We start from the raw sequence: 20029 nt of genomic DNA, 5'->3' as shown, positions 1-20029 counted from the left end.
GCCGTGACGGGGCGCGCGGACGCCCTCTCGGGACCGGTGACCCGACGGGAATGGGGCCGGCGGGAATGGTGGCCCTTTCAAGTACGTTCTCTCACTGCGACCACCTGCCCCGACCCGCCGAAGGAGCACAAAAAGACATGCTGGGCACTGTGACGATGTACAGCACCACGTGGTGCGGCTACTGCCAGCGGCTGAAGAAGCAGCTCGACCGCGAGGGCATCGGATACACCGAGATCAACATCGAGCAGGACCCGGAGTCCGCGGCGTTCGTGGAGAAGGCCAATGGCGGAAACCAGACGGTTCCGACCGTGCTGTTCCCCGACGGCTCCACGCTGACGAACCCGTCGCTGGCGCAGGTGAAGCAGAAGATCGGCGCGTAACCGCGCTCGGCGCGCAGCCGTACGCGGGAAGGGCGGTCCCCCGAGGTGTCGGGGGACCGCCCTTCCCGCGTCGTGGGTCAGATGAAGCTGCGGGTCGGCAGCGGCTTGCCGTACCAGAGCTCGATCAGCCGGGCCGCGATGGAGATGCCGTACGGGGGCAGCACCTCGCCGGCCTCGAAGGCGGCGCCGAGTTCGTCGCGGGAGAACCAGCGGGCCTCGTGGATCTCGTCGCCGTCGACGTTGATCTCGGTGGACGTGGCGCGGGCCATGAAGCCCAGCATGAGGCTGGACGGGAAGGGCCAGGGCTGGCTGGCGATGTAGTCGACCTGGCCGACGGTGATGCCGGCCTCCTCGAAGACCTCGCGGCGTACGGACTGCTCGATGGACTCGCCGGGCTCGACGAAGCCGGCGAGGGTCGAGAAGCGGCCCTCGGGCCAGTGGACCTGGCGGCCGAGGAGAATGCGGTCCTCCTCGTCCGTGACGGCCATGATCACCGCGGGGTCGGTCCGCGGGTAGTGCTCGGCACCGCAGGCGGGGCAGCGGCGGATGTGGCCGGCCGCGGCGATCACCGTGCGCTCGCCGCAGCGGGAGCAGAAGCGGTGCAGCCGCTGCCAGTTCTCCAGAGCCACCGCGTGGACCATCAGTCCCGTCTCGCGCGGCGACAGCAGCAGGCCGGCCTCGCGCAGACCGGCCGGGCGCGCGGACTGGTCGATACGGCCGGGGAGCGCGTCCTTCTGGAGGGCGAAGTAGCTGACGCCGTCCTCGTCGGTGCCCAGGAAGTAGCGGTGCGCCTCGGTGAGGGGCGCCTCGAACGACGGGGTCATGACGAGCTCGGTGTGGCCCTCGGACGTCTCGTCGATGAGGACCTGGCCGCCGGAGACGACGAAACAACGTGTCGTGGGGTGGCTCCACGCCGCGGCGAGCCATGCCTCGTCGAGCCGGTGGTGGGCGGCCCGGTCGACACCGCTCGGCGCGGTGAGCGAGATCGGTCGATCGGCGTTCTGGTCGGTCCAGGTGGTCACGGGTACTTCCAACTCCCCCGGTGGAACGGTTGTTTCGGCGGGCGGTTCAGCGGGACGTACGGCAGAGGACGACCGGTTTCGGAGCGGTGTCGCGGTGCGGGGCGGTCTTTCCAGTGTGCCCCGCGCGCGTGTCCGCTCCGGACCGTGCGGGGGCGTCAGGGCGCACGGCGCCAGTTCTCGGCCAGGTCGCCCCAGAGGTACGCGGTGGTCTCGACGCCCTTGAGGAGGAGGTCCAGCTCGACCTTCTCGTTCGGCGCGTGCCAGCCGTCCGAGGGGACGGAGATGCCCAGGAAGAGCACGGGGGCGCCGAGGACCTCCTGAAGGTCGGCGGCCGGTCCCGAGCCACCCTCCCGGGTGAAGCGGACGGGCTTTTCGAAGGCGCGGCCCATGGCGCGGACCACGGACCGCAGGGCCGGGTGGTCCAGCGGGGTCAGACACGGGCGGGTGGCCGGGCTGAACGTGATCTCGTGCCGGATCCCGGCGGGCAGCTGCTCGGCGGCCCAGGCGCGGACGGCCTTCTCCACCCGCGCGGGGTCCTGGCCGGCGACCAGCCGGAACGACAGCTTCACGAAGGCCGAGGACGGGATGATCGTCTTGCTGCCCGGCCCCTGGTAGCCGCCGCCGATGCCGTTGACCTCGGCGGTGGGGCGGGCCCACACGCGTTCCAGGGTGGTGTGTCCGGCCTCGCCGTGGGTGGCGCGCGACCTGGCTGTGCGCAGCCACTGGTCCTCGTCGAACGGCAGCTCGGCGAAGAGCTCGCGCTCGCGGTCGGTGAGCTCGACGATGCCGTCGTAGAAGCCGGGAACGGCCACGCGCGCGTGCTCGTCGTGCAGGGCCGCGACCAGGCGGGCCGCCGCGGTGGCCGGGTTGGGCACGGCACCGCCGAAGGAGCCCGAGTGGATGTCCTGGTCGGGGCCGGACAGCCGGATCTCGCACTCGGCGATGCCGCGCATGCCGGTGCACACCGTGGGGGTGTCCTCCGACCACATCCCGGTGTCGGAGACGATCACGGCGTCGGCGGCGAGCCGGTCCGCCCGCTCCTCGACCAGGGCGCGGAAGTTCGGGGAGCTGGACTCCTCCTCGCCCTCGATCAGCAGCTTCAGGCCGACGGCCGGGGCCGGGCGGCCGGTGGCGGCGAGATGGGCGCGGACACCGAGGGTGTGGAAGAAGACCTGGCCCTTGTCATCGGCCGCTCCCCGCGCGTACAGGCGGTTTCCGCGGACGACGGGTTCGAAGGGGTCGGTGTCCCAGCCGTCCTCGCGGGCGGCGGGCTGCACGTCGTGGTGGCCGTAGACCAGGACGGTGGGCGCCTGCGGATCGCCGGACGGCCACTCCGCGTAGACGGCCGGAGCGCCCGGCGTCTGCCAGACCTCGACGGTCGGGAAGCCGGTCTCCTTGAGCTTGGCCGCGAGCCAGTCCGCGCTGCGCCGTACGTCGGGGGCGTGGTCGGACTGTGCCGACACCGACGGGATGCGCAGCCATTCGGCGAGGTCCTCGAGGAAGGGGGCGCGGTGCTGCTCGATGTACGTGCGGACGGCGCTGACGGCACTGTCAACGGTATGGCTCATGGTCACGAGCCTATCGGCCCGTACCGGCATCCTCGCCGGGCCCCGGCGCAGGGTTTACTTGCGCGGCCCGTCACCCGCGGTCGTCCTCGGCAGCGTCTTCCCCGGTCAACAGGCGCTCCAGGGCGGCACGATCGGGCAGACCCTCCGGTCGTACGACGTCGCCGCTGCGTACATAGAGGAACGCCGCTGTGACGGATTCCACGGGCACCCCCTGCTGCTCGGCCCACGCGAGCCGGTAGAGAGCGAGCTGGAGGGGGTCGGCGGTGCGGGCCCGGTGGGTCTTCCAGTCGACGATGTCGTAGGTGGCCGTGTCTCCGTCGCCCTCCTTGTAGACCGCGTCGATGCGGCCCCGTACGACGCGGCCGGCGAGGGCGAGCTGGAAGGGGGCCTCGACGCGGTACGGCGTGCGGTGGGCGTACTCGGTGCTCTCGAAGGCTTCCTTGAGGGCTTCCAGGTCGCGTTCGTCGGCGATCTCGGCGTCGCCGCCGGGCAGCTCGTGCGGTTCCAGCAGGGGGAGCGTCAGCTCCTCGAAGCGGGCCTCCACCCATGCGTGGAACCTGGTGCCCCGGCGCGCGGCCGGTTGCGGGGGGCGCGGCATGGGGCGCGCGAGTTCCTGTGCGAGACCGTCCGGGTCGGCGGCCAGCCGCAGGACCTGCGAGGCGGTCAGGGTCGTGGGAAGTGTCACGTCCGTGACGCTGCGGCGGGCGCGGAGCAGCTCGCCGGCGAGCGCGTCGAGGTCGCGGTCCCAGGAGGCGACGGCGCGGGCTTCCTCGGGGGTGAGGGTGGGCCTGCGGGGGCGGGTCGAGGGAAGCCCGGGGGCCGTCGCCTGGTGCGGCACGGCGAGGGGAGGCTTCTCCAGGGGCGCGTCCTCGAACGGGTCGGACTCGTCGTACGACGGCTCTCCGTACTCGGGCTCTCCGTACTCGGGGTCGCCGTACGGGTCGCCGTACTCGGGGTCGTCGTACTCGGGCTCGTAGGAGAGCTCGTCCTCGTCCGGTGGCGGGGGCCAGTCCGGGTCGTCGTAGGTGTCCGGGTCGTGGGTGGCGCCGGGGTGGCCGTCCTGGTGCGAGGCGAGGTCCTCCAGGTGGGCGAGGACGGTCTCGGCGGCGGCGCGGCGGCGGGCGAGGGAGTCGTCGTCCAGCGGGAGCGGCCAGACCTGGTCGGCCGTCGGCCGGTCCAGGACGGGGTTCTCCGCGTCCTCCCCGGGTTCGTCCGCCCACGCCTCGATCTCGCCGTGCCCGGCCGCGCAGTGCCGGTACAGCTCCCGGAGGAAGTCGGACGGGCCGCGGGGCTTCTTCTGGGTGGGGCCCCACCAGTGGCCGGACCCGAGGAGCAGGGAGCGGGGGCGGGTGAAGGTGACGTAGCCGAGGCGGAGTTCCTCGGTGTGCTGGTGGTCCTTCATGGCCTCGTGGAAGGCCTTCATGCCCCGCGCGTCCCAGGAGCCGAGATCGGGGAGGGTCTCGGCGTCGCCGCGCAGTTCGTGCGGCAGCACCTTGGCCTGGGCGGTCCACTTCTCGCGGCCCTGGCCGCTGGGGAAGGTTCCGGTGACCAGGCCGGGGACGGCGACGACGTCCCATTCCAGACCCTTGGACTTGTGCGCGGTGAGCACCTTGACGGTGTTCTCGCCGCCGGGGAGGGCGTTGTCGAGGCCCTTCTCGTACTGGGCGGCGGTGCGCAGGAAGCCGAGGAAGGCCAGCAGGCTCGCCTGGCTCTCGCTCGCGGCGAAGGAGGCGGCGACGTCGAGGAAGTTGGACAGGGTCTCGCGGCGCCGGGCGGCCAGCGCCTGCGGGGACGCCGACAGCTCGACTTCGAGACCGGTGACGGCGAGGACGCGGTGCAGCACGTCCATAAGGGGGTCCGCCAGGGAGCGGCGCAGGTCGCGCAGCTCGGTGGCGAGTCGCGCGAACCGCACGCGCGCGTCCGGCGAGAAGGGCAGCCCGTCGTCGTACCCGGCACCGCCGTCGCCGTACAGGGGCGTCTCCAGGAAGGTGTCGAGGGCGTCCGCGAGCGATATCACCTCGGACGGGTCCACCCCCTCGACGGCCTCGGCGAGCCGGCGGTCCGGGTCGTCGTCGCCGCCTCCGCGCGCGTGGGTGACGAGCAGCCGTGCCCTGCGGCCCAGGAGCGCGAGGTCGCGGTGACCGATGCGCCAGCGCGGGCCGGTCAGCAGGCGGACCAGGGAGGCGTTGGCGCCGGGGTCCTGGAGTACCTCGCAGACGGCGACCAGGTCGGCGACCTCGGGCAGGTGCAGGAGACCGGAGAGACCCACCACCTCGACGGGGATGTCCCGGGCGACCAGCGCGCCCTGGATCTCCGCGAAGTCGGTGGCCGTACGGCACAGGACGGCGATCTCACCGGGTGCCTTGCCGGTGCGCACGAGGTGGGCGATGGAGTCGGCGATCCAGTCCATCTCCTCGGCGTGCGTGTTCAGAAGGGCGCAGCGCGCCACACCGTCGCGTTCGGCACCGGGGGCCGGGCGCAGGGCCTCCACGCCCGCGTGCATGGCGCGCAGCGGCTCGGCGAGGCCGTTGGCGAGGTCGAGGAGGCGGCCGCCGCTGCGGCGGTTCTCGCTCAGCGACTGGCGTCGCGCCCGGCTTCCGTCGGTGTGCGCGAAGTGCTCGGGGAAGTCGTCGAGGTTCGCCACGGAGGCGCCACGCCAGCCGTAGATCGCCTGACAGGGGTCGCCGACGGCGGTCACGGGGTGTCCGGTGCCGCCGCCGAACAGGCCGGCCAGCAGGATGCGCTGGGCCACCGAGGTGTCCTGGTACTCGTCGAGGAGGACCACACGGAACTCCTCGCGCAGGATCGGGCCCACCTCGGGAACCTGGGCGAGCCGGGCCGCCATGGCGATCTGGTCACCGAAGTCGAGCAGGTCGCGCTCCCGCTTGGCGGTCCGGTAGCGCAGCACCAGCTCGGCCAGTTCACGCCGGGCGGCGGCCGTCTCGGGCACCTTGCGCAGGTCGGCGTTGGTGAGCCTGGCGCCCTCCAGGCCGTTCAGCAGTGCGGCGTCCCACGCGCGGAGGTCCTCGGGCCGGACGAGGTGTTCGGCGAGTTCGGCGTCGAGCGCGAGGAGGTCGCTGATCAGGTCGGCGAAGGAGCGGGTGAGCGAGGGGTAGGGGCCGGGGGCCTCGCGGAGCACACGGGCGGCGAGCTGGTAGCGGGTGGCGTCGGCGAGCAGGCGGGACGTCGGCTCCAGGCCGATGCGCAGGCCGTGGTCGGTCAGCAGGCGGCCCGCGAAGGAGTGGTAGGTGGAGATCACCGGCTCGCCCGGCGGGTGGTCCGGGTCGATGAGGTCGGGGTCGGTGACGCCCGCCTTGACCAGCGCCCTGCGGACGCGCTCGGCGAGTTCTCCGGCGGCCTTGTTGGTGAAGGTCAGGCCGAGGACCTGATCGGGGGCGACCTGTCCGGTGCCGACCAGCCACACCACGCGCGCGGCCATCACCGTCGTCTTGCCCGACCCGGCTCCGGCCACGATCACCTGCGGGGCGGGCGGCGCGGTGATGCAGGCCGTCTGCTCCGGGGTGAAGGGGATCCCGAGGAGCTCCTTGAGCTGCTCGGGATCGCTGATACGGGCGGGCATGGGGAGAGGCTAGCGGCGGGCACTGACAGTCGATGACAAATCGCCCGCACGGATGGAGAGAAGCGCAGGTCAACGCCTGTGGTGCGGTCCGTCACACGGGTCTGTCACTCGACCACGTGCCGTCCTTCGGGCCGGGCGCTGCACGAGGCGCGGAACGCGCAGTGGGTGCACTGCTGGCCCGCGGTCGGTGTGAAGCGCTCGTCGAGGACCTTGCCGGCCGCCGTGGCGAGCAGGTCACCGACCCACTCCCCCGCCGCGCCCTCGAGGGCTTCCTGCGCCTGCACCTTGGGCAGGCTCTCGCCGCCGTCCCGCTTGGCGGCGCTCTGCCGCAGCTGGACGAGCTCGGCGCCGCCCGGTGCGGGCCGTACGCCGTCGAAGGCCTCGTCGACGGCGCCCTCGCGGACGGCGAGCTGGTACACGGCGAGCTGGGGGTGACGCTCCACCTCGCGGGCGGTCGGCGCGTGTTTGCCGGTCTTGAAGTCGACGACGTAGGCACGGCCTTCGGCGTCGGCCTCGACGCGGTCCATCTGGCCGCGGATGCGTACCTCGTACTCGCCCGCTTCGAGGGTGACGTCGAAATCGTGCTCGCTGGCGACCGGTGTGCGGCCCGTGCGGTCCATCACATGCCACTTCAGGAAGCGTTCGAGCGCGACGCGCGCGTGTGTCTTCTCCTGCGCGGACTTCCACGGGGCGTCGAAGGCGAGGGCGTTCCACACGGAGTCGAGGCGCTCCATGAGGACGTCGAGGTCGGCGGGGGTGTGCCCGGAGGCGACCTCGTCGGCGAGTACGTGCACCACGTTGCCGAACCCCTGGGCGACGGTGGCGGGGGCGTCCGCCTTCACCTCGCGGCCCAGGAACCACTGGAGGGCACAGGTGTTGGCGAGCTGGTCGAGGGCGCTGCCGGAGAGCACGACGGGCTGGTCTCGGTCGCGCAGCGGCACCTTGCTCTCGGTCGGCTCGAACATGCCCCACCAGCGGTACGGGTGGGCGGACGGCACCAGGGGCCTGCCGTCCTCGTCGGCGAGCGCGGCCAGCCGGGCCAGCCGGCGGGCGGCGGCCTCCCGGAGGGTGGCGGAGGCCCGTGGGTCGACCGTCGTGGCGCGCAGTTCGGCGACCAGCGCGGCGACCGCCAGGGGGCGGCGCGGGCGGCCGGTGACGTCCTTGGGCTCGACGCCGAGTTCGGTCAGGAAGCGGGAGGGCTGGTCGCCGTCGTCGGCTGGCGCCTTCACGGCGGTGACGACGAGCCGCTCCCGCGCGCGTGTGGCGGCGACGTAGAACAGGCGGCGCTCCTCGGCAAGCAGCGCTCCCGGGGTGAGCGGCTCGGCGAGTCCGTCCCGCCCGATCCGGTCCGCCTCCAGGAGGGAGCCCCGGCGGCGCAGGTCCGGCCACAGCCCTTCCTGGACGCCTGCCACGACGACCAGGCTCCACTCCAGGCCCTTGGCGCGGTGGGCGGTCATCAGACGTACGGCGTCGGGGCGCACGGCACGCCGGGTGAGGGTGTCGGCGGCGATGTCCTCGGCCTCGATCTCGGCCAGGAAGTTCAGGGCGCCCCGGCCGCCGGTGCGCTCCTCCGCGCGCGCGGCGGTGGCGAACAGCGCGCACACGGCGTCCAGGTCCCGGTCGGCGTTGCGCCCGGCCGCGCCGCCGCGCCGGGCGGCCCGCTCCAGACGCGTGGGCCAGGGCGTGCCGTCCCACAGGCCCCACAGCGCCTCCTCGGCCGTACCGCCGCGCGCGAGGCCCTGCCGGGCCGCCGCCAGCAGCGCGCCGAGACGCTGGGCACCGCGCGCGTACGTGGGGTCGTGCGCGACCAGCCGCTCCGGCTCGGCCAGGGCGCGCGCGAGCAGTTCGTCGGAGGGGGGCGGCAGCGCGTTGCCCGCGGCGCGCTCCTCCTCGCGCAGGGCCCGGCCGAGGCGGCGCAGATCGGCGGCGTCCATGCCGGCGAGCGGGGAGGCGAGGAGGGTGAGGGCGGTCTCGGTGTCCAGCCAGCAGGCGTCCGCGCCGGCCTCGGGGTCCTCGTCCCCCGTCGGTGCCGTTGCGGAGGCCTCCGCCGCCGCCACCGCCCGCAGGGCCGCCAGCAGGGGTGCCACGGCGGGTTCGTGGCGCAGGGGGAGATCGTCGCCGTCGATGTCGAGGGGGACACCGGCGGCGGTGAGGGCGCGGCGGACGGTCGGGATGGTGCGGGAGCCGGCGCGCACCAGGACGGCCATCTCGCTCCACGGCACGCCGTCCTCCAGGTGCGCGCGGCGCAGGATGTCGGCGACGTTGTCCAGCTCGGTGCCGGGGGTCGGGTACGTGTAGACCTCGACGCGGCCGCCGTCGCGTGCGGCGGCCAGCTCGCGGTGGGCGCGGACCTTCTCGGCCGGGAGGCGGGTCAGGGGCATCCGCTGGGTGAGCAGCCGGGTGGCGGCCAGGAGGCGGGCACCGGAGCGGCGTGAGGTGCGCAGGACCTCGACGGGGGCCGGGCGGCCGTCGGGGCGGGGGAAGGCGTCGGGGAAGTCCAGGATGCCGTTCACGTCGGCGCCCCGGAAGGTGTAGATCGACTGGTCGGGGTCGCCGAAGGCGACGAGGCTGCGGCCGCCGCCCGCGAGGGCGTGCAGCAGCCGGACCTGGGCCGGGTCGGTGTCCTGGTACTCGTCGACGAACACGGCGTCGTACCGCGCGGCGAGCCGCTCGGCCACCTCGGGGCGGTGGGCGAGGAGGACCGCGCGGTGGACGAGTTCCGCGTAGTCGATCACGCCGTGCAGATCGAGCACGTCGAGGTACTCGGCGAGGAAGGCGGCGGCGGCGCGCCAGTCGGGGCGGCCGATGCGGTGCGCGAAGGCGTCCAGGGCCGCGGGGTCGAGGCCCAGTTCGCGGCTGCGGGCGAGCACCGCGCGGACCTCGTCGGCGAAGCCGCGCGTGGTGAGGCAGGCGCGCAGCTCGTCCGGCCAGCGCACATGGGCCAGACCCAGTCGTTGCAGGTCGAGCTGGCCCTCGAGCAGCTCGCGGACGGCCACGTCCTGCTCGGGTCCCGACAGCAGCCGCAGTGGTTCCACGAACAGGTCGGCGTCCTGATGGGCGCGGATCAGGGCGTAGCAGTACGAGTGGAAGGTGGTCGCCTGGGGCGCGCGGGCGGCGCCCATGCGATGCGCCATCCGGTCCCTCAGCTCCACGGCCGCCTTGCGGCTGAACGTGAGCACCAGGATGCGCTCGGGGTCGCCCCCGCGGGCGATCCGGGCCGCCACGGACTCGACGAGGGTGGTGGTCTTCCCGGTGCCGGGACCCGCGAGGACGAGCAGGGGGCCGGCACCGTGGTCAACCACGGAGCGCTGTGCGGCGTCCAGACGAGGGGGACCCACCCGGGCCGACGGGGTACGCACCAGTCGGTAAGCGCCACGGTCCCCCTGTCGCCCCTGGGGGTGCGACAGGCGTCTGGTGGAGGAAGAGGAGCTCACGTGGTTCGCCGGTCCTGGTGGGTGTACTGGTTGACGGAGCACCGATCGGGGCGAGCGGTGATCACGGGATGAGGGGGACGCGCGCAGCCGACGCTACGCCGACGAGCGGGCCGGACGGACGGCTTCCGATTCTTCTCTCGGGGCCCTCGCGGCCCTCACGCTCCTCCCGGCCCGGATGCCACGCACGTCCTTCGCCCCTCGAACGTACGCCATGCCGCGGACGTGCCCCCTTTGCACCGTTTCCCCCGTACGGGCCACAAGGTCCCCTCGACACCGCCCGATGGCGGAAGCTGTCAGGTGTGACCTTCCGCGCGCTCGCCGCCGTCCCATCGCGCCCGCTTCATGTCGAGGCGGGGCAGGTGCCCCTGGGCGGCCCTGCTCGCCTGCTTCAGGGGAGTGCCCTCGGCGCGGTAGCAGGCCAGCGCCCGCAGCTCGTGGCCCGGGAGCAGCATCCCGTCCGCGCGGACCACTCGCCACCACGGGACGGCGCCGCCGTAGAGGGCCATCACCCGGCCCACCTGTCTCGGCCCGCCCTCCTCCAGCCACTCCGCGACGTCCCCGTACGTCATGACCCGCCCGGGCGGGATCAGCTCCGCGACCTCGAGGACCCGCTCGGCGTACTCCGGCAGCGTGTCCGTGTACTCCGGGCGGGCGTCGTCCGGAAGGCTCTGCTCGCTCATCCGCCCCATCCTGCCCCACGGCACCGACAATGCGACGGGCCGGCGACGCTGTGTGACCCTCGCCCCCGGGCGGCGCTTCAGGCAGACTGTGCGCCCCCGCGTTTGCACCCTGATGCCCCCGTGTGTCGGTGGGGCATGCCACCATCGTGCGGGCGGTGACACCGGTGATACGAGATCAAGAAGAGACGATGAAGCAGCAGGGCGTGCATCCTGAGGGCGCGGAAAGCACCTCTGACGCCGGCCCGCGCCCGGACACCGCCGACGAGGCACGGGAGGAGGTGCACATCGACGAGGTCGAGGGCGACGAACCACTGCTCCCCGCGCGCGTGCACCGTCCTTCCGACCTGATGCGGCTGCTGGTGGGCGTGCTCGCCGTGGCCCTGCTCCTGGGCATCGCCGCCTTCGCACACGGGACGACCTCGGGTCTCGAACAGGACATCAACAAGGGCACCGGACAGGCGCCCGATCTCCTCATCAAGATCGCGGGGCTGGCGTCCAGCATCGCGATCCTGCTGGTGCCGGTGGCGTTCGCGATCGAGCGGCTGATCAAACGCGACGGGCTGCGCATCGCCGACGGCGTCCTCGCCGCGGTCCTCGCGCACGGTGTGACCCTCGCCACCGACCTGTGGGTCGCCAAGGCCGCCCCGGGCTCGATCCAGGAGGCGCTCACCCAGCCCTCCCCCGGTGACATCCACGCCCTCACCGACCCCGTGCACGGCTACCTCGCGCCCGTCATCGCCTATATGACGGCCGTCGGCATGTCCCGTCGGCCGCGCTGGCGCTCGGTGCTGTGGATCGTGCTGCTCCTCGACGCCTTCTCGATGCTCGTCACCGGCTACACGACACCGTTCTCGATCATCCTCACGGTGCTGATCGGCTGGACGGTGGCGTACGGGACGCTGTACGCGGTCGGTTCCCCGAACGTGCGCCCCACGGGACGGACACTGATGGCCGGCCTGCGGCACGTCGGCTTCCGCCCGGTGAGCGCCGCCCGCGAGGAGGGGCCGGAAGCGACGGAGAACGATCGCGGCAGACGCTACTTCGTCACCCTGGAGGACGGTCCACCGCTCGACGTCACGGTCGTCGACCGGGAACAGCAGGCCCAGGGGTTCTTCTACCGGGCGTGGCGCAATCTGACCCTGCGCGGCTTCGCCACCCGCAGCAGCCTCCAGTCGCTGCGCCAGGCGCTCGAGCAGGAGGCGCTGCTCGCCTACGCGGCCATCGCGGCCGGCGCCAACGCGCCGAAGCTGATCGCGACCTCCGAGCTCGGTCCCGACGCGGTCATGCTCGTCTACGAGCACACCGGCGGCCGCACCCTCGACTCACTGGCGGACGACGAGATCACCGACGACCTGCTGCGCAACACCTGGCACCAGGTGCAGGCACTGCAGTCGCGGCGCATCGCGCACCGCCGGCTCGCGGGTGACGCGATCCTGGTGGATCGTTCCGGCGCGGTGATCCTCACCGACCTGCGCGGCGGCGAGATCGCGGCCGGCGACCTGCTGCTGCGCATGGACGTCGCCCAGCTGGTGACGACGCTCGGCCTGCTGGTGGGCGCCGAACGGGCGGTGGCCTCCGCGGTGGGCGTGCTCGGACCGGACGCGGTCGCGGACTGTCTGCCGATGCTCCAGCCCATCGCGCTGACCCGCTCCACGCGCGCGACGCTGCGCCGACTGGCACGCGAGCGTGCGCAACGGGAACGCGAGGCGGTCCTGGAGGCCTCGCAGCAGGCCAAGCAGGCCCGTTTGGAGGCGGCGGGGCACGACACCTCGCCCGTCGTGCTCGAGAAGCCGGACAAGAAGGCCGTCCGCGCGGAGGCGCGGGCCGAGAAGCGCGCCATCGACGACGCGCTGGAAGAGGCCCGCGAGGAGGATCTGCTGACGCAGATCCGGCACGAGGTGCTGCTGATCCGGCCCCAGGCGCCGGTCGAGCCGGCCCGGCTGGAGCGGGTGCGGCCACGCACCCTGATGAGTTTCATCGCCGGTGCCATCGGCGCCTACTTCCTGCTGACGCAGCTCACCCACATCGAGTTCGGTCCGCTCATCGCCAACGCCGAGTGGGGCTGGGTGGCCGCGGCCGTGCTCTTCTCCGCGGTGAGCTACGTCGCCGCGGCGATGAGCCTGCTGGGGTTCGTGCCGGAGCGGGTGCCGTTCCCGCGGACCGTGGCCGCGCAGGTCGCCGGCTCGTTCGTGAAGATCGTGGCACCGGCCGCGGTCGGCGGGGTCGCCCTCAACACCCGCTTCCTCCAGCGCGCGGGGGTGCGCCCGGGTCTCGCGGTGGCCAGCGTCGGCGCCTCTCAGCTGTTCGGGCTCGGCTGCCACATCCTGATGCTGCTGTCCTTCGGCTATCTGACCGGCACCGAGAAGACGCCGTCGCTGTCGCCGTCCCGCACCGTCATCGCGGGTCTGCTCACGGTCGCGGTGCTCGTGCTCGTGGTGACCTCGGTGCCGTTCCTGCGCAAGTTCGTCGTCACGCGCGTGCGGTCCCTGTTCGCCGGTGTCGTGCCGCGCATGCTGGACGTGCTGCAGCGGCCGCAGAAGCTGGTCACCGGCATCGGCGGCATGCTCCTGCTCACCGCCTGCTTCGTGATGTGCCTGGACGCGTCGATCCGCGCGTTCGGCGACGAGTCGACCTCGATCAGCATCGCCAGCGTCGCCGTCGTCTTCCTGGCGGGCAACGCGCTCGGCTCCGCCGCCCCGACGCCGGGCGGAGTCGGCGCCGTCGAGGCGACCCTGACGGTCGGTCTGATCGCCGTGGGTCTGCCCAAGGAGGTCGCCGCTCCCGCGGTGCTGCTCTTCCGTCTGCTGACCCTGTGGCTGCCGGTACTGCCGGGCTGGCTGGCCTTCAACCACCTGACCCGCAAGGGCGCCCTGTAGGAGGGCGCCGGCGCCCGTACCTCGTACGGCCCGCGCCCCGCGCGCGTGCCCGGGCACGACCGCAGGATGGGATCATGCCGAACCCCTCCCGCCTGCGCGCCGCCGTGACCGCCGCCCTGCTGCTGTCCTCCATGGTGGCGGGCTGCGGCGACGACGCGCCAGACGAGGACCTGACGGCACAGAAGCTGAGCTGGAAGGACTGCCCGGCCCCCTCCCAGGCGGAGGGCGGCGGGAGTGCCCCGTCGCCGCTGCCGGACGGCGACGAGTGGCAGTGCGCCACCATGAAGGCGCCCCTCGACTGGGACGACCCCGAGGGCGACACGATCGACATCGCGCTGATCCGGGCCAGGACGAGCGGCGACGAGCGCGACCGGATCGGCTCCCTGGTCTTCAACTTCGGCGGGCCCGGCGGCTCGGGCGTCTCCACCCTGCCCGCCTTCGGCGAGGAGTACGCGGCCTTGCGCACCCGCTACGACCTGGTCAGCTTCGACCCGCGCGGGGTCGGCCGCAGCGCCGGGGTGCGCTGCGAGAACGACCAGCGGCTCGACGCGTACTTCCAGCAGGACGGCACACCCGACGACGCCGTCGAGCGCACCGCTCTGCTGGAGCACACCAAGGACTTCAACGCGGCCTGCGAGAAGAACGCGAAGAAGATGCTGCCGCACGTGCGGACCACGGACGCGGCCCGCGACATGGATCTGATGCGCCAGGTCCTCGGCGACGACCGGCTCCACTACTTCGGTGTCTCCTACGGCACCGAACTGGGCGGTGTGTACGCCCACCTGTTCCCCAGGAACGTGGGACGCGCCGTCTTCGACGCGGTCGTCGATCCCACGCAGACGTCCGAACAGGGCTCGCTCGGGCAGGCCAAGGGCTTCCAGCTCGCCCTCGACAACTTCGCCGAGGACTGCGTCTCCAAGACGGAGGACTGCCCCGTCGGGGACACCGCTCAGGACGTGAAGGACCGGATCGCGAGGCTCCTCGAGAGCCTGGACGGCAAGCCGATCCCGGGCATCTTCCCGCGCGAACTGACCCAGAGCGCCGCGACCAACGGCATCGCGCAGGCGCTGTACTCGAAGGACTTCTGGGAGTACCTCACCGAGGGTCTGGAGCAGGCCTACGCCGGTGACGGCAAGATCCTGATGCTGCTGTCCGACCTGATGAACGGCCGCAACGAGAACGGCGAGTACAGCAACATCGCGGCCGCCAACATCTCCATCAACTGCGCCGACGACAAGCCCCGCTACTCCACCGCCTACGTGCAGCGGCGGCTGCCGGAGTTCCGGGCCGCCTCCAGCGTGTTCGGGGACTTCCTGGCCTGGGGCATGGTCAGTTGCACCGACTGGCCCGTCCCCGGCGCCGCCGACCATCCCGACGTGAGCGCGCCCGGCTCGGCGCCGATCCTCGTCGTGGGCAACACCGGCGACCCGGCGACCCCGTACGAGGGAGCCCGCAAGATGGCGGCCGCGCTGGGCCGCGGGGTCGGGGTCGAGCTGACGTACCAGGGGCAGGGTCACGGTGCGTACGGCAGCAAGAACCCGTGCGTGCAGACGGCGGTGAACGGCTACCTGCTGAACGGCAAGGTGCCGGCCGCGGGGACCATCTGCTCCTGACGCCGCCGCGAATTCCCCGAGAAACCCGCAGGTCAAATGGTTATCCACAGGCCCCGACGGGCGGCCCGTGCGCCCGCCTAATATGGCCTGACAGCCGTTCGCCGCCGAGCGCGGACGGCCTGCAAGGGGGGAAGTGCACATGGCGCGATTCGTACGGTGGACGGCACTGGGGGCCGCCGCGGCCCTGCTGGTGGCGGGCTGTAGCGGCGCGTCGGACGGGGACGGGGACGACAAGGGCGGCACGGCCGACGCGCAGCCCACCGCCTCCTCCGACGCGACCGCCACGACGGCCGCGCTGCCCGCCTCGCTGACCGGGCAGAAGCTCGACTGGGGACGCTGCAAGGCCACCGCGGACTCCGCCGCGCCGGGCAGCGACTGGCAGTGCGCGACGCTGAAGGTGCCACTGGACTGGTCGAAGCCCGACGGCGACACGATCGGCCTCGCTCTGGTGCGCACCAAGTCCCGGGCGGAGGGGAGCAAGCGGGCCGGCTCGCTGCTCTTCAACTTCGGCGGCCCCGGCGGCTCGGGGGTGTCCACGCTCCCCTCCTACGGTTCCGCGTACTCCAAGCTCCGCGAGCAGTACGACCTGGTGAGCTGGGACCCGCGCGGGGTCGGCGCCAGCGAGGGCGTCCGCTGCCGCACCGACAAGGGCATCCAGGCCGCCGAGTCCCTCGACTCCACCCCGGACACCCCGGCCGAGGAACAGGCGTACTTCGACGACGCCGTCGCGTTCGGCGAGGGCTGCGAGAAGGCCGCCGGCACGCTGCTGGCGCATGTGTCGACGACCGACACCGCCCGCGACATGGACCTGATGCGCGAGGTCCTCGGCGACGCGAAGATGCACTACTTCGGCATCTCCTACGGCACCGAACTGGGCGGTGTGTACGCCCACCTGTTCCCGAAGAACGTCGGGCGACTGATCCTCGACGCGGTCGTCGACCCGAGCGCCGACTCGGTGGGCCACGCGCGGAACCAGGCACGCGGCTTCCAGCGGGCACTGGACGACTACCTCGAGTCGACGGGCCAGGACCCCGCGAAGGGCAGCAAGAAGATCGCGGATCTGCTGGACCGGATCGACAGCGACCCGCTCCCCACGTCGGACGGGCGCAAGCTGACGCAGACGCTCGCGGTCACCGGCATCGTCCTGCCGCTGTACAGCAAGCAGGGCTGGCCGAGCCTGACCAGCGCCCTGAAGTCGGCGGAGGACGGGGACGGCTCCGAACTGCTGACGCTCGCCGACGGCTACAACGAGCGGGACACCTCGGGGCACTACGGCACGACGACCCACTCGCAACGGGTCATATCGTGCCTGGACGACAAGCAGCGGCCGACCGCCGAGGAGACGAAGAAGCTGCTGCCGGAGTTCGAGAAGATCTCACCCGTGTTCGGGGACTTCCTGGGCTGGGACACGGCCGGCTGGTGCCACGACTGGCCGGTGGCCGGGCAGTACGACACCCCGGAGGTGAGCGCGGCGGGGGCGGCGCCGATCCTGCTGGTCGGCAACACCGGGGACCCGGCGACGCCGTACGAGGGCGCGCGGAAGATGGCGGACGAACTCGGCAAGGGCGTCGGTGTGCTGCTCACCTGGAAGGGGGCCGGGCCGTGGGCCGCCCGCGTCCAGCCGGGCGAGACCGTCCGCTTCATGGGCCCCGGTGGCGCCTACGCGCCCGACACCGCCGCCCTCACCTCCGTGGCCCTGCTCTCGCAGACGGAAGCCCCCGCCGACCGGACCGGGTGACCCGGCGCGCGAAGGGAACAGCCGGGTCAGTAGATCGGCTTGCTCGGCTCGATCTGGTTGACCCAGCCGATCACGCCGCCGCCGACGTGCACGGCGTCCGAGAAGCCCGCGGACTTCAGCACCGCGAGGACTTCCGCACTGCGGACACCCGTCTTGCAGTGCAGAACGATCTTCTTGTCCTGCGGCAGGGCCTCCAGGGCGGTGCCCATCAGGAACTCGTTCTTCGGGATCAGCTTGGCGCCCGGGATGGAGACGATCTCGTACTCGTTGAGCTCGCGGACATCGATGATCTCGATGTTCTCGCCGTCGTCGATCCACTCCTTGAGCTGCTTGGGAGTGATCGTCGAGCCGGCGGCCGCCGCCTGGGCCTCCTCGGAGACGACGCCGCAGAAGGCCTCGTAGTCGATGAGCTCGGTGACGGTCGGGTTCTCGCCGCAGACCGCGCAGTCCGGGTCCTTGCGGACCTTGACCTGGCGGTACTGCATCTCCAGGGCGTCGTAGATCATCAGGCGGCCGACCAGCGGCTCGCCGATGCCCGCGAGGAGCTTGATCGCCTCGTTGACCTGGATGGAGCCGATCGACGCGCACAGCACGCCCAGCACGCCGCCCTCGGCGCAGGAGGGGACCATGCCCGGCGGCGGGGGCTCCGGGTAGAGGCAGCGGTAGCAGGGACCGTGCTCGGACCAGAAGACGGACGCCTGGCCGTCGAATCGGTAGATCGAGCCCCACACATACGGCTTGTTCAGCAGCACGCACGCGTCGTTGACCAGGTAGCGGGTCGCGAAGTTGTCCGTGCCGTCGACGATCAGGTCGTACTGGCTGAAGATGTCCATCACGTTGTCGGCCTCGAGCCGCTCTTCGTGCAGGACCACATTCACGTACGGGTTGATGCCGAGGACGGAGTCGCGGGCGGACGCGGCCTTGGAGCGGCCGATGTCCGCCTGGCTGTGGATGATCTGCCGCTGCAGGTTGGACTCGTCGACCTCGTCGAACTCCACGATGCCGAGCGTGCCCACGCCCGCCGCGGCCAGGTACATCAGCGCCGGCGAGCCCAGGCCGCCGGCGCCCACACAGAGCACCTTGGCGTTCTTCAGCCGCTTCTGCCCGTCCATCCCGACATCGGGAATGATCAGGTGGCGGGAGTACCGGCGAACCTCGTCTACGGTGAGCTCAGAGGCTGGCTCGACCAGGGGTGGCAACGACACGGGGACTCCGTTGGTCGGTCGATCACTACAGTTGTTCTCCCCGTAACACTGCCATGGCCTTCTTCATTCCGAGACACCCGTTCCGATCCGCGAGACGAGTTCGTCCCAGTAGCCGGGCATGGTCTCCCAGGGGTCGACAAGGCCGCCGCGGTCGGTGCCGTCGGTGAACCAGATCGTCGCGGCGCCCTGCCAGCGGGCGATGCGCAGCGCCTCGTCGAGGTGACCGCGCGGCACGCCGTGCACGAGGTGGCAGAAGCGCTCGGGCGGGTGCTCCGCCGTCCACTCGGCCACCTGGGACCAGCGGTAGTCGCTCCAGGAGCCGCAGAAGGTGACCACCTGGTCGGCGTGCTCGACGTAGCCGGGATACGGGTGGGTGCCGTGCCCGAGGACGAGGTGGGGCGCGTCGCCGAGGGTGCGCAGTGTCCCGAGCGTGCGGCGCAGTCCGGGGAGTTGGGCGCGCCCGGCCGGACACCGGTCCAGGAGAAAGCCGTCGACCTGATACCAGTCGAGGTGGCGCTGGGCGTCGGAGATCACCTCCGCGAAGGGACGGGCGCCGTAGCGGGTGTCCAGACGCCCGAGCACCCGGACGCCGGCGTTGCGCAGCCGGCCCGCGGCCTCCAGGCACCGCGGGTCGGGGCGGACGCCGGGGCCGTCGGCGACGTCGAGGACGACCCAGTGCAGGGGTCTGCCGGACCGGGCGAGATCGCGCCACTCGGTCGGTGCGAGAAGGGGATGCGCGATGCCGGGGACGCCGAAGCCGGTGCGGACGTCGGTGGTGCCGGCGCTCGCGGTGCCCGCCGGGGTTCCGGTCAGATACGACATGCCGCCTCCATCCAGATGTCGGCGAGGGACTCCTCGAGGTTGATGCGGGGCCGCCAGCCGAGCCGGTCGCGCGCGGTCCGCACATCGGCCTGCTGCCAGCTGCCGCAGCCGTCCGGATACGGGTACGCGACGGGACCCGCGTGGTCGGACTCGGGGCGGGGGTGGCCGATGGCGGGCCTGAGGTGGACGCCGGGCGCCCCGTCGAGTTCGTGCAGCGCGCCGCCGTATCCGGCCACGCGCGCGAGGATCGCGGCGGCGTCGCGCAGGCGGACGGCGCGGCCCGAGCCGATGTTGATGACGCCCTGCGCGGCGGAGAGCGAGGCCGCGTGCACGGCGCGGGCGACGTCCCGGACGTCGATGAAGTCGCGTTGCACCCCGAGTCCGCCGAGCTTGAGCTCGCCGTCGCCGGACTGCATGGCGCGGCGCATGGCCTCCGCGAGCCGGCCCAGCGGGGAGCCGGCGGGCGTGCCCGGACCCGCGGGCGAGAAGACCCGGAGCACGACGGCGTCCAGACCGGAGCCGAGGACGAGTTCGGTGGCGGCGAGCTTGCTGACGCCGTACGGGCCGCCCGGGCGGGGCACGGCGTCCTCGGCCGTCGAGGAGCCGGGCTGGCTCGGGCCGTACTCGGCGCCGCAGCCGATCTGCACGAGACGGGCGCCGCAGCCACTGCGGCGCAGGGCCTCACAGACGGTGGCGACGGCGACCGTGTTGTGCCGGGTCAGTTCGCGGGCGCCGCCCCGGGTGGTGCCGGCGCAGTTGACGACGACCTGGGGGTGGACCGCGTCGAGGAAGCGGGTGAGCGCGCCGGGGCTGCCGGACGCGAGGTCGAAGCGGACGTCGGCGTCGTCGCCGCGGCCGAGCGCGGTGAGCTGGACCGCCGGGTCGGCGAGCAGACGGTCGGCGACGAAACGACCGAGATAGCCGTTGGCTCCGATCAGCAGGACCCTCATCGTGCGGCTCCCGGGGTGTGCGCGGTGGCTGTGGCCGGGGCCGCGGGGGCCCCGCTCGCCGCGTGTCCTCCGGCTGCTCCTGCGACCGCGGGGGCGCCCGTGACCGCGGGTGCCCCGGTATCTCCGGTCGCTCCGGATCGGGAGGTGGTCATCTGGTCTCT

The 20029-nt window shown here is 72.6% G+C and carries 12 protein-coding genes; 4 read left to right on the top strand and 8 right to left on the bottom strand.

Annotated elements, in window-relative coordinates; translation table 11 throughout:
- Positions 1 to 137: 137 nt before the first annotated feature.
- Positions 138 to 380, top strand: a complete 243-nt coding sequence (locus ASD48_RS21800; protein ID WP_057603310.1) for a mycoredoxin — start codon at positions 138 to 140, stop codon at positions 378 to 380.
- A 77-nt stretch (positions 381 to 457) separates the two neighbouring features.
- On the opposite strand, the gene nudC is transcribed toward ASD48_RS21800, so the two are convergent.
- From nudC to ASD48_RS21775, 5 genes are all read right to left on the bottom strand, one after another.
- Positions 458 to 1402 (bottom strand): NAD(+) diphosphatase, encoded by a 945-nt coding sequence (nudC, locus tag ASD48_RS21795; protein WP_057603309.1) that lies wholly within the window; start codon positions 1400 to 1402, stop codon positions 458 to 460.
- Between the two features lie 155 nt (positions 1403 to 1557).
- Positions 1558 to 2970 carry a dipeptidase gene (locus ASD48_RS21790; RefSeq protein WP_057603572.1) on the bottom strand — a complete coding sequence of 471 codons (1413 nt, stop codon included), beginning with the start codon at positions 2968 to 2970 and terminating at the stop codon, positions 1558 to 1560.
- Positions 2971 to 3040: 70 nt separating this feature from the next.
- Positions 3041 to 6550, bottom strand: a complete 3510-nt coding sequence (locus ASD48_RS21785; protein WP_057603308.1) for an ATP-dependent DNA helicase — start codon at positions 6548 to 6550, stop codon at positions 3041 to 3043.
- Positions 6551 to 6654: 104 nt separating this feature from the next.
- The gene (locus tag ASD48_RS21780; RefSeq protein ID WP_079073891.1) at positions 6655 to 9984 is read right to left on the bottom strand and encodes an ATP-dependent DNA helicase; all 3330 of its coding nucleotides are present in this window, start codon (positions 9982 to 9984) and stop codon (positions 6655 to 6657) included.
- Between the two features lie 293 nt (positions 9985 to 10277).
- Positions 10278 to 10664 carry an MGMT family protein gene (locus ASD48_RS21775; RefSeq protein WP_057603306.1) on the bottom strand — a complete coding sequence of 129 codons (387 nt, stop codon included), beginning with the start codon at positions 10662 to 10664 and terminating at the stop codon, positions 10278 to 10280.
- Positions 10665 to 10852: 188 nt separating this feature from the next.
- Here ASD48_RS21775 and ASD48_RS21770 point away from each other — a divergent pair, with 188 nt between their 5' ends.
- The 3 genes from ASD48_RS21770 to ASD48_RS21760 all read left to right on the top strand — a co-directional run bounded on the left by ASD48_RS21770 (position 10853) and on the right by ASD48_RS21760 (position 16891).
- Positions 10853 to 13540, top strand: a complete 2688-nt coding sequence (locus ASD48_RS21770) for a lysylphosphatidylglycerol synthase domain-containing protein (RefSeq protein ID WP_057603305.1) — start codon at positions 10853 to 10855, stop codon at positions 13538 to 13540.
- Positions 13541 to 13614: 74 nt separating this feature from the next.
- The gene (locus tag ASD48_RS21765; protein ID WP_057603304.1) at positions 13615 to 15153 is read left to right on the top strand and encodes an alpha/beta fold hydrolase; all 1539 of its coding nucleotides are present in this window, start codon (positions 13615 to 13617) and stop codon (positions 15151 to 15153) included.
- Between the two features lie 139 nt (positions 15154 to 15292).
- Positions 15293 to 16891: an alpha/beta hydrolase gene (locus ASD48_RS21760; RefSeq protein WP_242432671.1), complete on the top strand. Its 1599-nt coding sequence runs from the start codon at positions 15293 to 15295 to the stop codon at positions 16889 to 16891.
- A gap of 26 nt (positions 16892 to 16917) precedes the next feature.
- On the opposite strand, the gene moeZ is transcribed toward ASD48_RS21760, so the two are convergent.
- From moeZ to ASD48_RS21745, 3 genes are all read right to left on the bottom strand, one after another.
- Complete coding sequence (gene moeZ, locus ASD48_RS21755; protein ID WP_020130817.1) at positions 16918 to 18096, bottom strand: adenylyltransferase/sulfurtransferase MoeZ; 1179 nt, start codon at positions 18094 to 18096, stop codon at positions 16918 to 16920.
- A 63-nt stretch (positions 18097 to 18159) separates the two neighbouring features.
- Entirely contained in the window at positions 18160 to 18918 is a 759-nt protein-coding gene (locus tag ASD48_RS21750; RefSeq protein ID WP_057603303.1) for a spherulation-specific family 4 protein, read from the bottom strand.
- Positions 18906 to 19868, bottom strand: coding sequence for an NAD-dependent epimerase/dehydratase family protein (locus tag ASD48_RS21745; RefSeq protein WP_057603302.1), 963 nt, complete (start codon positions 19866 to 19868; stop codon positions 18906 to 18908). The genes ASD48_RS21750 and ASD48_RS21745 overlap by 13 nt, the downstream gene beginning before the upstream one ends.
- Positions 19869 to 20029 lie beyond the last annotated feature (161 nt).

This window comes from Streptomyces sp. Root1310 (assembly GCF_001426425.1).
Taxonomy (GTDB): domain Bacteria; phylum Actinomycetota; class Actinomycetes; order Streptomycetales; family Streptomycetaceae; genus Streptomyces.
This window is presented reverse-complemented; position numbering and strand designations above follow the sequence as displayed.

Coding starts and splice junctions, on each gene's coding strand:
- ASD48_RS21800 (WP_057603310.1), top strand. CDS start 138: ATGCTGGGCACTGTGACGATGTACAGCACCACGTGGTGCGGCTACTGC.
- ASD48_RS21790 (WP_057603572.1), bottom strand. CDS start 2,970: ATGAGCCATACCGTTGACAGTGCCGTCAGCGCCGTCCGCACGTACATC.
- ASD48_RS21785 (WP_057603308.1), bottom strand. CDS start 6,550: ATGCCCGCCCGTATCAGCGATCCCGAGCAGCTCAAGGAGCTCCTCGGG.
- ASD48_RS21775 (WP_057603306.1), bottom strand. CDS start 10,664: ATGAGCGAGCAGAGCCTTCCGGACGACGCCCGCCCGGAGTACACGGAC.
- ASD48_RS21770 (WP_057603305.1), top strand. CDS start 10,853: ATGAAGCAGCAGGGCGTGCATCCTGAGGGCGCGGAAAGCACCTCTGAC.
- ASD48_RS21765 (WP_057603304.1), top strand. CDS start 13,615: ATGCCGAACCCCTCCCGCCTGCGCGCCGCCGTGACCGCCGCCCTGCTG.
- ASD48_RS21760 (WP_242432671.1), top strand. CDS start 15,293: ATGGCGCGATTCGTACGGTGGACGGCACTGGGGGCCGCCGCGGCCCTG.
- ASD48_RS21750 (WP_057603303.1), bottom strand. CDS start 18,918: ATGTCGTATCTGACCGGAACCCCGGCGGGCACCGCGAGCGCCGGCACC.
- ASD48_RS21745 (WP_057603302.1), bottom strand. CDS start 19,868: ATGAGGGTCCTGCTGATCGGAGCCAACGGCTATCTCGGTCGTTTCGTC.